Source organism: Brevundimonas sp. NPDC046655 (assembly GCF_044901625.1).
Taxonomy (GTDB): domain Bacteria; phylum Pseudomonadota; class Alphaproteobacteria; order Caulobacterales; family Caulobacteraceae; genus Brevundimonas.
On sequence record NZ_JBJDPV010000005.1, the window covers coordinates 129,926 to 141,793 of the forward strand.

13 protein-coding genes and 1 tRNA gene are annotated in these 11,868 nt (G+C 66.6%); 7 read left to right on the forward strand and 7 right to left on the reverse strand.

Going from position 1 to position 11,868, the window contains the following annotated elements:
- Nucleotides 1-53: 53 nt before the first annotated feature.
- The gene (locus ACI2KI_RS14170) at nucleotides 54-965 is read left to right on the forward strand and encodes an isopenicillin N synthase family dioxygenase (RefSeq protein ID WP_404621308.1); all 912 of its coding nucleotides are present in this window, start codon (nucleotides 54-56) and stop codon (nucleotides 963-965) included.
- An 81-nt stretch (nucleotides 966-1,046) separates the two neighbouring features.
- Here ACI2KI_RS14170 and ACI2KI_RS14175 read toward each other — a convergent pair whose 3' ends face one another.
- The 3 genes from ACI2KI_RS14175 to ACI2KI_RS14185 all read right to left on the reverse strand — a co-directional run bounded on the left by ACI2KI_RS14175 (nucleotide 1,047) and on the right by ACI2KI_RS14185 (nucleotide 4,734).
- Nucleotides 1,047-2,906: a ubiquitin-activating E1 FCCH domain-containing protein gene (locus ACI2KI_RS14175; protein WP_404621082.1), complete on the reverse strand. Its 1,860-nt coding sequence runs from the start codon at nucleotides 2,904-2,906 to the stop codon at nucleotides 1,047-1,049.
- 117 nt (nucleotides 2,907-3,023) lie between these two features.
- Nucleotides 3,024-3,728 (reverse strand): monofunctional biosynthetic peptidoglycan transglycosylase, encoded by a 705-nt coding sequence (mtgA, locus tag ACI2KI_RS14180; RefSeq protein WP_404621084.1) that lies wholly within the window; start codon nucleotides 3,726-3,728, stop codon nucleotides 3,024-3,026.
- A 40-nt stretch (nucleotides 3,729-3,768) separates the two neighbouring features.
- Nucleotides 3,769-4,734, reverse strand: coding sequence for a WD40 repeat domain-containing protein (locus ACI2KI_RS14185; RefSeq protein WP_404621086.1), 966 nt, complete (start codon nucleotides 4,732-4,734; stop codon nucleotides 3,769-3,771).
- Between the two features lie 87 nt (nucleotides 4,735-4,821).
- Here ACI2KI_RS14185 and ACI2KI_RS14190 point away from each other — a divergent pair, with 87 nt between their 5' ends.
- Nucleotides 4,822-5,514 (forward strand): alpha/beta fold hydrolase, encoded by a 693-nt coding sequence (locus tag ACI2KI_RS14190; RefSeq protein WP_404621088.1) that lies wholly within the window; start codon nucleotides 4,822-4,824, stop codon nucleotides 5,512-5,514.
- A gap of 142 nt (nucleotides 5,515-5,656) precedes the next feature.
- On the opposite strand, the gene ACI2KI_RS14195 is transcribed toward ACI2KI_RS14190, so the two are convergent.
- From ACI2KI_RS14195 to ACI2KI_RS14210, 4 genes are all read right to left on the reverse strand, one after another.
- Complete coding sequence (locus ACI2KI_RS14195) at nucleotides 5,657-5,881, reverse strand: DUF2093 domain-containing protein (RefSeq protein WP_404621090.1); 225 nt, start codon at nucleotides 5,879-5,881, stop codon at nucleotides 5,657-5,659.
- Nucleotides 5,878-6,981: a CobW family GTP-binding protein gene (locus ACI2KI_RS14200; RefSeq protein WP_404621092.1), complete on the reverse strand. Its 1,104-nt coding sequence runs from the start codon at nucleotides 6,979-6,981 to the stop codon at nucleotides 5,878-5,880. The genes ACI2KI_RS14195 and ACI2KI_RS14200 overlap by 4 nt, the downstream gene beginning before the upstream one ends.
- Nucleotides 6,982-7,293: 312 nt before the next feature.
- Nucleotides 7,294-8,289 carry a cation diffusion facilitator family transporter gene (locus ACI2KI_RS14205; protein WP_404621094.1) on the reverse strand — a complete coding sequence of 332 codons (996 nt, stop codon included), beginning with the start codon at nucleotides 8,287-8,289 and terminating at the stop codon, nucleotides 7,294-7,296.
- 85 nt (nucleotides 8,290-8,374) lie between these two features.
- Nucleotides 8,375-9,034, reverse strand: coding sequence for a hypothetical protein (locus ACI2KI_RS14210; RefSeq protein ID WP_404621096.1), 660 nt, complete (start codon nucleotides 9,032-9,034; stop codon nucleotides 8,375-8,377).
- A 274-nt stretch (nucleotides 9,035-9,308) separates the two neighbouring features.
- Between ACI2KI_RS14210 and rplU the strand changes: the two genes are divergently transcribed.
- From rplU to ACI2KI_RS14235, 5 genes are all read left to right on the forward strand, one after another.
- Nucleotides 9,309-9,788: a 50S ribosomal protein L21 gene (gene rplU / locus ACI2KI_RS14215; RefSeq protein ID WP_003163928.1), complete on the forward strand. Its 480-nt coding sequence runs from the start codon at nucleotides 9,309-9,311 to the stop codon at nucleotides 9,786-9,788.
- 96 nt (nucleotides 9,789-9,884) lie between these two features.
- On the forward strand, nucleotides 9,885-10,169 hold the full coding sequence (rpmA, locus tag ACI2KI_RS14220; RefSeq protein WP_207823383.1) for a 50S ribosomal protein L27: 285 nt from the start codon (nucleotides 9,885-9,887) through the stop codon (nucleotides 10,167-10,169).
- A gap of 174 nt (nucleotides 10,170-10,343) precedes the next feature.
- Nucleotides 10,344-10,877: a GNAT family N-acetyltransferase gene (locus ACI2KI_RS14225; RefSeq protein WP_404621310.1), complete on the forward strand. Its 534-nt coding sequence runs from the start codon at nucleotides 10,344-10,346 to the stop codon at nucleotides 10,875-10,877.
- A 124-nt stretch (nucleotides 10,878-11,001) separates the two neighbouring features.
- Nucleotides 11,002-11,088: transfer RNA gene (locus ACI2KI_RS14230), tRNA-Leu, on the forward strand.
- 158 nt (nucleotides 11,089-11,246) lie between these two features.
- On the forward strand, nucleotides 11,247-11,861 hold the full coding sequence (locus ACI2KI_RS14235) for a ribonuclease D (RefSeq protein WP_404621099.1): 615 nt from the start codon (nucleotides 11,247-11,249) through the stop codon (nucleotides 11,859-11,861).
- Nucleotides 11,862-11,868: the final 7 nt, after the last annotated feature.

Below are 11,868 nucleotides of genomic sequence, written 5' to 3' on the forward strand. Positions count from 1 at the left end.
CCGCTTCCTCCGCCGAGGACCAGACCAAGACCCGCGCCATCGTCCCCGTGTCGATGAAGGGCTATGACGCCGACTTCCAGGCCTTCGCCGACGCCCTGGGCGCCTCCTTCGCTCGCTACGGTTTCGCGGTGATCGCCGACCACGGCCTGGACCAGGGCCTGATCGACGCCGCCGTGTCCGACGCCAAGACCTTCTTCGCCCTGCCGGAAGACGTGAAGCGCCAGTATCACCAGCCCGGCACGGGCGGCGCGCGCGGCCTGACCCCCTTCGGCGTCGAAGCCGCCAAGGGCGCGGCCGCCGTGGACCTGAAGGAGTTCTGGCACACCGGCCGCGAGCTGCCGGAAGGGCACGCCTATCGGAAGTACATGCGCGACAATCTCTGGCCGACCGAGGTCGAGGGCTTCCAGGCGCACGTCTACGGCCTGTACGAAGGTCTGGACGAACTGGGCCGTCGCGTCCTCAAGGCCATCGCCCGCTATCTGAAGCTGGACGACGACTACTTCGAGGACAAGGTCCAGCTGGGCAACAGCGTCCTGCGCCTGCTGCACTATCCGCCGGTCCCCGCCGACGCCCCGGGCGTGCGCGCCGGCGCCCATGAGGACATCAACGTCATCACCCTGCTGCTGGGCGCCGAAGAGGCGGGGCTGCAGCTGAAGGACGCCGACGGCGAATGGCTGGACATCGCCCCGCCGGCGGGCGCCCTGGTGGTCAACATCGGCGATATGCTGCAGCGCCTGGTCAACCACGTCCTGCCGTCGACGACGCACCGCGTGGTCAATCCCGCGCCCGAGCGTCGCGGTTTCGCCCGCTATTCGACGCCCTTCTTCCTGCACTTCAACCCGGACTTCCCGATCGAGACCCTGCCGTCGACGATCACCCCGGCAAACCCGGACCGCTATGCGGGCAAGACCATCCTGGCCGAGGACTTCCTGACCGAGCGCCTCAAGGAGATCCGCCTGATCTGACGGATCGGCGCATCGCCGAAGATGAAGAAAGGGCCGGCGGATCGCTCCACCGGCCCTTTTGCCTGTCCGTCCTCGCCCGCGTCAGCGGGCGATGCGCAGCCGGGTGATGTCGCGGCCGATGGCCTTGAAGGCCTCCTTCAGGTCCGTGCCGCTTTCGGCCTTGAAGAAATGCTTGTCCTTGGAGGACGCGCATTCCTCCATCACCTCAATGGCGGTGTCGATGCCGGCCTTGCCGCGGTTCGTCCCGAGATTGAAGCCCACGGTATAGACGACGATGTTGTCTCGCTTCATCGCGTTGCACAGCGTGATGGACTGGCTGAATGGATCGCCGTTCTGGGCGTTGCAGTTGATCCGGGTGTCGGCGTCGCCGTAGCCCGCGTTCGCGGCGAGCACGCCCTGGCAATAGTTGGTGTTGAAATCGCCGTCCGTCATCAGAACGACGGCCTTAAGCGTCTTGGACGGATCGTGGGCCGCAGGAGCGCCGTCGCTCGGCCAGATGTTGCTGAAGTTCGGCGAGATCAGATGCCAGGCCGCGGCCAGACCGATCTGCCCCGCGGTGCCCCCGGTGGCGCTATAGCTGTTGATCTGACCCTTCAAAGTGTCGCGCAGAGACGTCAGCGGCGTGATCTTGGCGGAGGGACAGGCCGACTCGGTCGGATAGAGACGCCCCAGCCAGGCGTCGACGCCCGGCGCCGCGTCGGTGCCTGCGGAGGCGCCGGGCCGTTCAGTCACGCAGTTGGAGATGGTCTTCTGAAGAACACTCCCCCGCATGTTTCTGAATATCCGGACCCTGCAGCCGTCATAGCCGCACTGGGCGTCGCCGCCGCTGGTGTAGGCGGCCTGGGTCGGACCGAGGAGCGTGGTGCGGAAGGTGTTCGCGGTCACGCTGTCCACCTGCCAGGTCGCGTTGAGGTTCGTCATTCCCCGAACGCCGGACACCGCGACATAGTCGCTGTCCGACAGCTTATGATTATTGGACGTCACCACCACGGTGCATCCGGAAGCCAGGCATCGCGTGACGTTGCCGTTAGTCCCGTCCTTGCTGTAGCCGGTCGTGCTGGTTCCGTTGAGGTCGAACGTGTTCGCGTCCCTGACCGTGACCGTATAGGCCCTGTCGTTCAGGCCGCTCATGTTGCTGATGCTCTTGATCCAGACCGAGTCTCCGGTGGTCAAGCCATGGCCGTTGGCGGTCACGCGCGCGGTGCTTGCGCGGGTCACCTTGGAAATCGTCACGCTGGAACCCGCCGCCCACTCCGCCTTGGAGATCGAGGTCGTGCCGACCGGCGCGCCGCGCAGGGCGTTGGCGTAGGTGTCGACGTTCACCCCGATGGAATAGGGCGCCAGGGCGACCTTGGAATAGAAGGGCGTCTGTTCGGTCTGCACCACGATGTCGATGAGTTCGTTCGCCGCCGCCTTGAGATCCTTCAACTTCTGACCGGCCATCGATCCGGTGATGTCCAGCGCCATCGCCACCTCGACGTTGCGCGAGGCGCGCAGGACTTCCGACGACGTGCCGACCGGCAGGTAGTCGTCCATCAGCTTGCCATAGGGCGGCAGAACGATATTGGCGACCAGCACCTTCACGTTCACACGGGCGTTGGCGACGATCTTGTTATTGTCCAGGGTGAAGCTGGCGGTGTCCTCGCTGTCCGGGTGGAAATAGGCGGGCATGTTCGCCTTGAGCGCCGCCAGTCCGATGCGGTTCAGATTGGTGTCGTCGGTGTATTTCGAACGCGCGGCGGCCAGGGCGGCCGCGTCCAGCGCATCCTGCAGGTGGGCCTTCACCTTGGAGGCCTGGTGAATGTCGACCGCGCCGAGCGAAATCATCAGCAGGGCCGGCAGCGCGAGGGCGAACATCATCGCGACATTGCCGCGCGTGCCGCGCACGAAACGCAAAACAAGGCCCCGCGCCCCGCGCGCCAGCCGGTCCAGTCCGTTCATTGCGCCGTATCTCACCGTCTCGGCCCCTGAATTCCGCAGCGGACACAGGTCCGCATTCCGGCGAAGGGTGACGCGGTTCGGTTAAGGCTTGGCCCTATGCTGACGGTTAACGCCGCCTTAGCGGTCGACGCAGCGGTCCAGCCCTGCCTCGCGCACCGTGCCCATGGCGGCCTGGATGCGGCTGGCGCGACGGCGGACATAGGGGCCGGGCGACGCCGCCTTGTAGCGGCGCGGGCTGGGCAGGATGGCGGCCAGGCGGGCGGCCTCGCGCGCGGTCAGCTTGTCCGCGCTCTTGCCGAACCAATGGCGCGAGGCGGCCTCGGCGCCATAGACGCCCGGCGCCCACTCGGCGACGTTCAGATACATCTCCATGATCCGGCGCTTGCCCCAGACCAGCTCGATCAGGCCCGTGTAGCCGACCTCCAGCCCCTTGCGGACCCAGTCGCGGCTCGGCCAGAGGAAGACGTTCTTGGCGGTTTGCTGGCTGATGGTCGAGGCGCCGCGCCGCTTGTCTGAGCCCCGCTGCTCGGCCCGCTCATTGGCCTCCATCGCCTTCTGGATGGCCTCGACGTCAAAGCCGTGGTGCTGACAGAAGCGGGCGTCCTCGGCGGCGATCACAGCCTCGACCAGACGCGGCGAGATGTGATCCAGCGAGCGCCAGCGATAGTCCATGCCGTGACCCGCGACCGCCTGCTTGACCATCAGGATGGTGAACAAAGGCGGCACGAAGCGGTGCAGCACCACCCCGCCGATCGGGATCAGGGCCAGGATCAGCAGCAGGGTCAACAGCGGGCGCCGCTTGCGGGTCTTCGCACGGGTCATGCCGTCATCCTGCCGGGCTCAAGCGTCAGCGCAAGCGGGATCAGAGCGAGACCACGCCCGCCTGACCGTCCTCGTTGGCCCAGGCGACGCGGGCGGCGCCGGAACTCATGGCCAGGGCGACGATGGGCGCGCCCTTGTCCTTCTTGATGAAGTCCAGCCCCTGCCCCGCCGGATCGGCCCACCAGACGCGGCCGTCTTCCAGGCCCGCAGCCAGTCGCCCATGCTGGGGCGCGGCGGCGACCTGGGCGATCAGGGTGGTCTCGTCGAAGCCGATCTCGGTCGCCTCACGCCCCATCGGGCCGTTGGCGCCGATGAAGGGCCACAGCACCACGCCCTGAGCGCCGGCCGTGGCCAGCAGCTGGCCCTTGGCCATGAAGGCGAAACTCTTGATCTTGGACGGATAGCCGCCCATCCGCATGTTCTTCTGATCCTTCAGACGCCAGCCGTGCATCTGATTGTCCTGCATGGCGGTGACGACGAAGGCGCCGTCGGGCGAGAAGCCGACCGCCAGGTGCGACCCGGCCCAGGCCATCTTGACCGGCTGCTGCTGCTCGATGCGCGCATACCACAGCCAGGCCCCGCCATAGGTCGAGGTGGCGATGCGGCGGCCCTTGGGATCAAAGGCCACGCCCGAGACGGTGCGCTCGTGCTGGAAGTCCCGGCGGAAGGCCACGTCCTTGCTGTCGATCACCGACAGGGTGCGGCCCGCCGAGAAGGCGATCAGACCGCTTTCCGACGAGGCGTCGATGGAATCGATCCATTGCCCCTTGGCCGTGGCCAGGACGACGCTCTCGCCCTCGCGGCTCCAGACCACCTTGCCGTCGTCGCCGCCGGTGACGATCCCCTCGCCCGAGGGGTGGACGCAGGCGCACAGGACGGCCCCGTCGTGGACCTCGCTGCGGCCGCCGTTCTCGAACCGCACAGAGCCGTCGCCCAGGGCGAAGATGGCGCCCGTCTTGTCGAACAGGGCGGCGGTGACCTGGGCGTCGAAGGAGAAGGTCGGCATGTCGGCTCACGCAAGGCAGAGAAAGTCAGACGCGCCTCATAGCCTCCTGCGTCGCGTCTGTCGCCGGTCGGGCCTATAGAGACGCCCATGACCCTGCTGCTCATTCCCGGCTTCATGGCCGACGCCACCCTTTGGGACGACATGACCGACGATCTGGCCCCGTTCGGGCCTCTGGTCGCCACCGACCTGAGCCGGGGCGAGGACATCGAGAGCATGGCCGCCGCCATCCTCAGCGACGCGCCCGATCGCTTCGTCGCCGTGGGTTTTTCCATGGGGGGCTATGTGGCGCGCGAGCTGGCGCGGACCGCGCCGGACCGGGTCAGCGCCCTGATTCTGATCGCCACCTCGGGGCGCGGCGACACCGAGGAACTGATCCGCCAGCGTCGCTCGGCCCTCAAGGCCGCGCCCAAGGCCTTCAAGGGCTTGAGCCGCCCGGCCATCGTCTCGTCGCTGCATCCCGATCTGGCGGGGGATGAGGCGATGATCGCGCGGGTGCGCGACATGGGCTTGAGGCTGGGCGGCGAGGTCTTCCACCGTCAGTCGGCCATGGCGCGCGCCGGCGACCTCGACCGGCTGGGCGAGATCCGTCAGCCGACCCTGATCGTGGCGGCCGACGCCGACCGCCTGCGCGGCCCGGACGAAGCCGAGGACCTGCATCAAGGGATCAAAGGCGCGACGCTGGTTCACATCGCGCGCAGCGGTCACATGATCCCGCTGGAACAGCCGCAGGCGCTGGCCAAGTTGATGACGGACTGGCTGGCGACGCTACCAACCGCCTAACCGCGCCCCTCTTCCGTCATCCCCGCGAAAGCGGGGACCCAGACGTTTGCTAATTAACGCCGGATTGCGTTTCTGAAGCGCGAGGTCAGCCCGTTCTTACCGCCTGGGTCCCCGCTTTCGCGGGGATGACGACGATAGTGGATCAGCCCTTATGAGTCTCGACCCAGCGCTGGGTCATCAGCGCGCCCGAGGCATAGGCTTCCTGAAGCTCGACGCTCCAGTAGTTGAGCATGTCCAGCGGGATGACCGCACCCGAGACGGCGCAGACGACGTGGTCGCCGCCCTTGATGATCTCGAACTCGGGCGTGCCGTAGATGACCTTGGCCTCGACCCGGGCCCTCCCCGCCGATTTGGGCGGCGGGTTCATGCCGCGCAGGCCTCGAACCCGGCCTTCAGGACGGCTTCGTCCAGATCGCGGCCGATGAAGACGGCGCGGCTCCAGCGGCGTTCCTTGTCGCCCCAGGGCTGCTGCAGGTCGCCTTCCAGGATCATGTGCACGGCCTGGAAGACCAGACGGCGGTCCTCGCCGTCCACATCGATGATGCCCTTGGCGCGCAGGATGTTCTGACCCTGCTCGCCCAGCAGCTTGTCCAGCCAGGCGGTGAACCTGGCGCCGTTCAGCGGCCGGTCCAGCGTCAGGGAGATGCCCTTGATGTCGTCGTTATGGGCGTGGCCGCGCGGGCCATGCGCGTGGTCGTGGTCGTGGTCGTGGTGATCGTGGTCATGGCCGCAGTGCTCGTCATGGACGTGGTCATGCCCGTGATCGTGGCCGCAATGCTCGTCGTGGACGTGGCCCTCGGCGCCGTGGGGCGGGTTCACGAAGTCCGGCTTGACCTCGAGGATGCGCTCCAGATCGAAGGCGTGCAGGCCCAGGACCTGATCCAGCGGCACGTTCGAGCGCTCGGCGCGGACGATGGGGGCCAGCGGGTTCAACGCGCGCAGGCGGGCCTCGACGGCAGCCAGTTGGGCCTCGTCCACCAGGTCGATCTTGTTCAGGATGATGCGGTCGGCGAAGGCCACCTGCTCGCGCGCTTCCTTCGAGTCGTCCAGACGCGCCATGACGTGCTTGGCGTCGACCAGGGCGGTGACGCTGTCCAGCTGGGTCTTGGCCTTGACCTCGTCGTCGACGAAGAAGGTCTGGGCCACCGGGCCGGGGTCGGCCAGGCCGGTCGTCTCGACGATGATGGCGTCGAAGGCCGGCTTGCCGGGGCGCTGGCGCTTCATCAGGCCGTTGACCACGCGGATCAGGTCGCCGCGCACCGTGCAGCAGACGCAGCCGTTGTTCATCTCGAATACGTCTTCGTCGGCGCCGACCACCAGGTCGTTGTCGATGCCGATCTCGCCGAACTCGTTGACAATGACGGCATAGCGCTTGCCGTGGTCCTCGGTGAGGATGCGGTTCAGCAGCGTGGTCTTGCCGGCGCCGAGGTAGCCGGTAAGGACGGTGACGGGAGTCTTCTGGGTCATGGGCGGCTAGATGGAGCGTCTAGGGCGGAAAGGGAAGGCCCTGCGCTCTAGCGTTCTAACCAAACGCAAGCATCTCGGGCTGCGTCGCCCCGAGCATCGCCACAAACGAGATCCCCCCGAGAGCCAAGCAGGCCAACCAACTCCCGAGGAACTTGAAAACGAAGCCTGTCCGGCTTTCGCCGCGCTTCGCCCCGAAGAAGAGCTTCAGGTGAATGACGCCGTATGCCCATGAAACTATGAAGCCCAGTATCGAGACGATCGCCAAAAGCGTCCAAAGGTTCGTGATCGGCGAGGCACTCATCATTTAAGCTTTCAGCAACTCGGGCAGTCCGGCAGGGCGCCGCTTTCCAGCTGGAAGGTAGTGTGGCTGACCCCGAAGCGGCTGCGCGCCAGGCCTTGCGCCTCGGCCAGCAGGGCGTCGGCGTCGGGCCGGTCGTGGACCAGGTGCGCCGTCAAGGCCGTGTCCGTGGTGGACAGGCCCCAGATGTGCAGATCGTGCACGGCGCTGACGCCCGGCAGGGCCAGAAGAGCGTCGCGGACCTGATCGACCTCGACCCCGTTCGGCGCGGCGTCCAGCGCCAGATTGACCGAGTCCTTCAGCAGGCCCCAGGTCCCGATCATGATGACGACGACAATGCCCAGGCTGACCAGGGCGTCGATCACGGCCCAGCCGGTCAGCAGGATGACGGCGCCCGCCACCACCACCCCCAGCGACACGGCGGCGTCGGCCATCATGTGCAGATAGGCGCCGCGCACGTTCAGGTCCTTGTGCTGGTCCTTCATGAACAGCAGGGCCGTGCCCAGGTTGATGAAGAAGCCGATGCCCGCCACCGCCATGATGACGCCGGACGCGACCGGGGCCGGCTCGGCCAGCCGCCGCACCGCCTCGAAGGCGATGGCCCCGCAGGCGAAGATCAGCAGCAGGGCATTGCCTAGGGCGGCCAGCACAGTCGCCTTGCCGTATCCATAGGTGCGCTTGGGCCCCGCGGCGCGGCGCGCCAGCCAGGCGGCGCCGCCGGCCATGGCCAGGCCCAGGACGTCGGACAGGTTGTGGCCCGCATCGGCCATCAGGGCCGTCGAATCGGCCCAGAATCCGGCCCCGAACTCGCAGGCCACGAAGGCCAGGTTGACGATCAGGCCGACAGCATAGCGCCAGTCGCCGGTATCGACCGGCCCATGATGGTGGCCGCCGATCCCGTGGGAATGGCCGTGCCCGTGATCATGGCCATGCGCATGACTATGGCCGCCGGGTCCGTGGTCATGCCCGTGCGCGTGATCGTCATGGTCGTGTGCGTGGTCGTGCGCCATGAAGACCCTCTAGGCTCGCCCGCCGCGCCCCGTCAACGACAACGAATATAAGTCATTGAATATAAATATATAACATATCAGCGCCTCAGTGCTGATGCGCCATCACCAGGAAGCCGATCAGGATCAGAGCGACCCCCAGAATCGCGCCTTCATAGCGCGCCCAGCGCTCCAACCGAAGGATGGAGTATCCTGCGCTGGCGAGCGCCGCCAACAAGGTCATGCCCAGCACGGTCCCGGCCGCGAAGGCGACGGTCAGCAGACCCAGGGCCATCACCCCCTCAGTGGCGGACGACAGATAGATGGGCAGCAGGACCTCGCCCGGCGTCACCGCCATCATCAGCACCAACCCCCAGAAGGCGGCCCGATCCGACACGGCCGGCTCAGGCACCTCGGCCTCCGGCCCTGTCGCCGTGATCGGCTTCTGCAGCGAGGCCCGCGCCAGATAAAAGGCGCCGAACAGGAACAGCAGGGCCGCCGACAGGTGCGGCAGCAGGCCGCCGATCCAGGCGTTCAGCGCCAGCCCCGCCGCCACGATCAGCGACCCGACCAGGGCGGTGGACGCGATGTGCGCCAGCCCCGCCGTCACCGCCACGGTCATGACCCGCATCAGGCTCCACCGCTGCGCTCGTCCCACCAGAACGAACGGCAGCCAGTGGGTCGGCAGGGCGGCGTGCAGGAAGGCCGCGACGAATCCCCCGCCCAGCAAGGAGATCAGTACGGGCTGCTGGAGATCGGGCGGCGACATTCCGCGCCTTCTATACTGTTACTTTGTAACGGTCGAGAGCCGATCCGAACGAATCTCCCTTGCGCGCCCTCTCACGCGCGGGCGTTCTTCCTATTGCGGATGAACGACAAATCAGACCACATCATCGCTGCAGCGCCGCCTGCGCGGGGTTTTAGCCCCGAATGCCGCCCTTTCGCGTTGACTCTGGCGCGCCCTTCCGTATATGTCGCCGCTCTTCGCCCGCAGGGTCTCCTAGCGGGCGCATTCTTTTTTGCGTTCACGCTGAGGCTTCCAAATGTACGCGGTGATCAAGACCGGCGGAAAGCAGTACCGGGTTCAACCGGGCGATGTGATTGTTGTCGAGAAGATCGACGGCGACGCTGGCGCTGCCGTCAATTTCGGTGAAGTCCTCATGCTGGGCGGCGACAAGGGTGTTACGGTCGGCGCTCCGCTGATCGACGGCGCCGCTGTCGCAGCCACGCTGATCGAGACCCGCAAGGGCGAGAAGATCAAGATCTTCAAGAAGATCCGTCGTCAGGGCTACCGCCGCACGAACGGCCACCGCCAGATGGAATCGGTCCTGCGCATCACCGGCATCGAAGGCGCCGGCGAGAAGGCCAAGTGGGACGGCAAGGTCGAGCTGATCACCAAGGCTGAAATCAACGCTCGCGCCCGTGGCCTGGCCCCGCGCGTCGAGGCTGTCGAAGCCGAGGCCCCGAAGGCCAAGAAGGCTCCCGCCAAGAAAGCCGCCAAGGCTGAAGGCGCCGAAGCCTAAGGTATTCACCGGCGCTGGATCAGCGCCAGACCAGATCGTCAGGGGCGCTCAATCAGGCCGAACGGCCGGTAGCGCCCCAAGAAGAGGAGCAGCAAGATGGCTCACAAGAAATCCGGTGGTTCGTCGCGTAACGGTCGCGACTCCGAGTCGAAACGCCTTGGCGTGAAGAAGTACGGCGGCGAGAAGGTTCTGGCCGGCAACATCCTCGTGCGTCAGCGCGGCACCACCTTCCACCCGGGCGACAACGTCGGCCTGGGCCGCGACCACACCCTGTTCGCCACGGTGAACGGCTCGGTGAAATTCACCACCAAACGTGGCGGCCGTTGTTACGTGTCGATTCTCGCGGCCAACGACGACGCTCAGGCCATGGCCGCCGAGTAACGCGAACTGGACCAAAATCCGGGATCGCGTCGCTCAAGAAGCCGCGATCCGGACCAGGGAAAATATTCCGCGGGGAGTCTGGATCACCAGGCTCCCCGTTTGCGTTTCCCCGCCTCGCTGACCGCCCGAGCCCTGATGAACAAGGACGGCGGTCGCACCAAAGGGGCGCGACCCATGTGCGTGATTGAAACTTCTCCCGTCGTCGAAACCCGGCGTCTCATCCTGCGAGCGCCCGGCGCCCAGGATGTCAGCCGCATCGCGGCCCTGGCCAACGACCGCGACATCGCGCGCATGACCAAGCGCATGCCCCACCCGTTCAAGGTCGAGGACGCCGAGGACTTCGTCCTGCACGTCGCCTCCCAGGACCCGAAGCGCGCCAACACCTTCGTCATCGAGCACGAGGACCTGGGTCCGGTCGGCGTCATCGGCCTGTTCGAGGGCGAAGACGCCGTGCCCGAGGCCGGCTACTGGATCGGTCGCGAGTTCTGGGGTCGGGGTTTCGCCACGGAAGCCCTGGAAGGCGCCCTGGTCTGGGCCTCGAAGCGGTGGAAGCGCCGCGCCCTGGTCGCCGGCCACTTCGCCGACAACCCCGCCTCGGGCCGCGTGCTGGAGAAGGCCGGCTTCCTCTATACGGGGGAGACCCGCCCCGCCTTCAGCCAGGCGCGCGGCGCGATCGCCGATACCCGGATGATGGTCTGGCTGGCCTGATAGAACGCTGATTTCGCGGGAATTTCGGTCAACGGTGCAGTTTTTTCAGAGATCGGAAAAAAGCCTGTTGACCGCCCCGAAGCTCCCCCCTATTAGATCGCTCCTCGGCGGGGCGACCCACCGGGCCCAGATGGCGGAATTGGTAGACGCGCTGGCTTCAGGTGCCAGTGACTTAACGGTCGTGGAGGTTCGAGTCCTCTTCTGGGCACCATATTCTCAAACGGCGTCGCATCCGATCGGATGCGGCGCCGTTTGTCATTTCAGCCCCCAGCTTCATCACCCATAACGGCGAAGGTTGGCCCTGCGTCCTAGCGATAGCGCGCGGTTCGTCTATGTTGTCGCCCTGAACGACCACCCGAGTTTCCAAGCATGACCGTTTACCTGCACGAAGGCGACCTGCCCGACGGCCTCGACCTCGGCCCTGAGGTCGCGATCGATTCAGAGACCATGGGCCTGCGCTTCCGTCGCGACCCCCTGTGCGTGGTGCAGCTGTCCTCGGGCGACGGCGACGCCCATGTCGTGCGGTTGAACCGCCCCGGTTACGACTGCCCCAACCTGAAGCGCCTGCTGGCCGACCCCAAGGTGCTGAAGATCTTCCACTTCGGCCGCTTCGACATCGGCATGTTCGACCTGCATCTCGGCGTCGAGACCCGCCCGGTCTATTGCACCAAGATCGCCTCCAAGCTGGCCCGCACCTACACCGACCGTCACGGCCTGAAGGACGTGGCGCGCGAACTGGCCGGGGTGGACATGTCCAAGGCCCAGCAGAGCTCGGACTGGGGCTCGCCGGTCCTGTCTCAGGCCCAGCTGGACTACGCCGCCTCGGACGTCCTCTATCTGCACGCCATCAAGGCGAAGCTGGACGTCATGCTGGATCGCGAAGGCCGCGCCGAGCTGGCCCGCGCCTGCTTCGACTTCCTGCCCACGCGCTCGCGCCTCGACCTGGCCGGTTGGGACGAGATCGACATCTTCGCCCACGCCTGAGCAGCCC

What these genes read in the sequence shown, in the direction of transcription:
- ACI2KI_RS14190 (WP_404621088.1), top strand. Translation starts at nt 4,822, where the DNA reads ATGACCCTGCTGCTCATTCCCGGCTTCATGGCCGACGCCACCCTTTGG.
- ACI2KI_RS14185 (WP_404621086.1), bottom strand. Translation starts at nt 4,734, where the DNA reads ATGCCGACCTTCTCCTTCGACGCCCAGGTCACCGCCGCCCTGTTCGAC.
- ACI2KI_RS14205 (WP_404621094.1), bottom strand. Translation starts at nt 8,289, where the DNA reads ATGGCGCACGACCACGCACACGACCATGACGATCACGCGCACGGGCAT.
- rpmA (WP_207823383.1), top strand. Translation starts at nt 9,885, where the DNA reads ATGGCTCACAAGAAATCCGGTGGTTCGTCGCGTAACGGTCGCGACTCC.
- ACI2KI_RS14210 (WP_404621096.1), bottom strand. Translation starts at nt 9,034, where the DNA reads ATGTCGCCGCCCGATCTCCAGCAGCCCGTACTGATCTCCTTGCTGGGC.
- ACI2KI_RS14225 (WP_404621310.1), top strand. Translation starts at nt 10,344, where the DNA reads ATGTGCGTGATTGAAACTTCTCCCGTCGTCGAAACCCGGCGTCTCATC.
- mtgA (WP_404621084.1), bottom strand. Translation starts at nt 3,728, where the DNA reads ATGACCCGTGCGAAGACCCGCAAGCGGCGCCCGCTGTTGACCCTGCTG.
- ACI2KI_RS14195 (WP_404621090.1), bottom strand. Translation starts at nt 5,881, where the DNA reads ATGAACCCGCCGCCCAAATCGGCGGGGAGGGCCCGGGTCGAGGCCAAG.
- rplU (WP_003163928.1), top strand. Translation starts at nt 9,309, where the DNA reads ATGTACGCGGTGATCAAGACCGGCGGAAAGCAGTACCGGGTTCAACCG.
- ACI2KI_RS14175 (WP_404621082.1), bottom strand. Translation starts at nt 2,906, where the DNA reads ATGAACGGACTGGACCGGCTGGCGCGCGGGGCGCGGGGCCTTGTTTTG.
- ACI2KI_RS14200 (WP_404621092.1), bottom strand. Translation starts at nt 6,981, where the DNA reads ATGACCCAGAAGACTCCCGTCACCGTCCTTACCGGCTACCTCGGCGCC.
- ACI2KI_RS14170 (WP_404621308.1), top strand. Translation starts at nt 54, where the DNA reads ATGAAGGGCTATGACGCCGACTTCCAGGCCTTCGCCGACGCCCTGGGC.
- ACI2KI_RS14235 (WP_404621099.1), top strand. Translation starts at nt 11,247, where the DNA reads ATGACCGTTTACCTGCACGAAGGCGACCTGCCCGACGGCCTCGACCTC.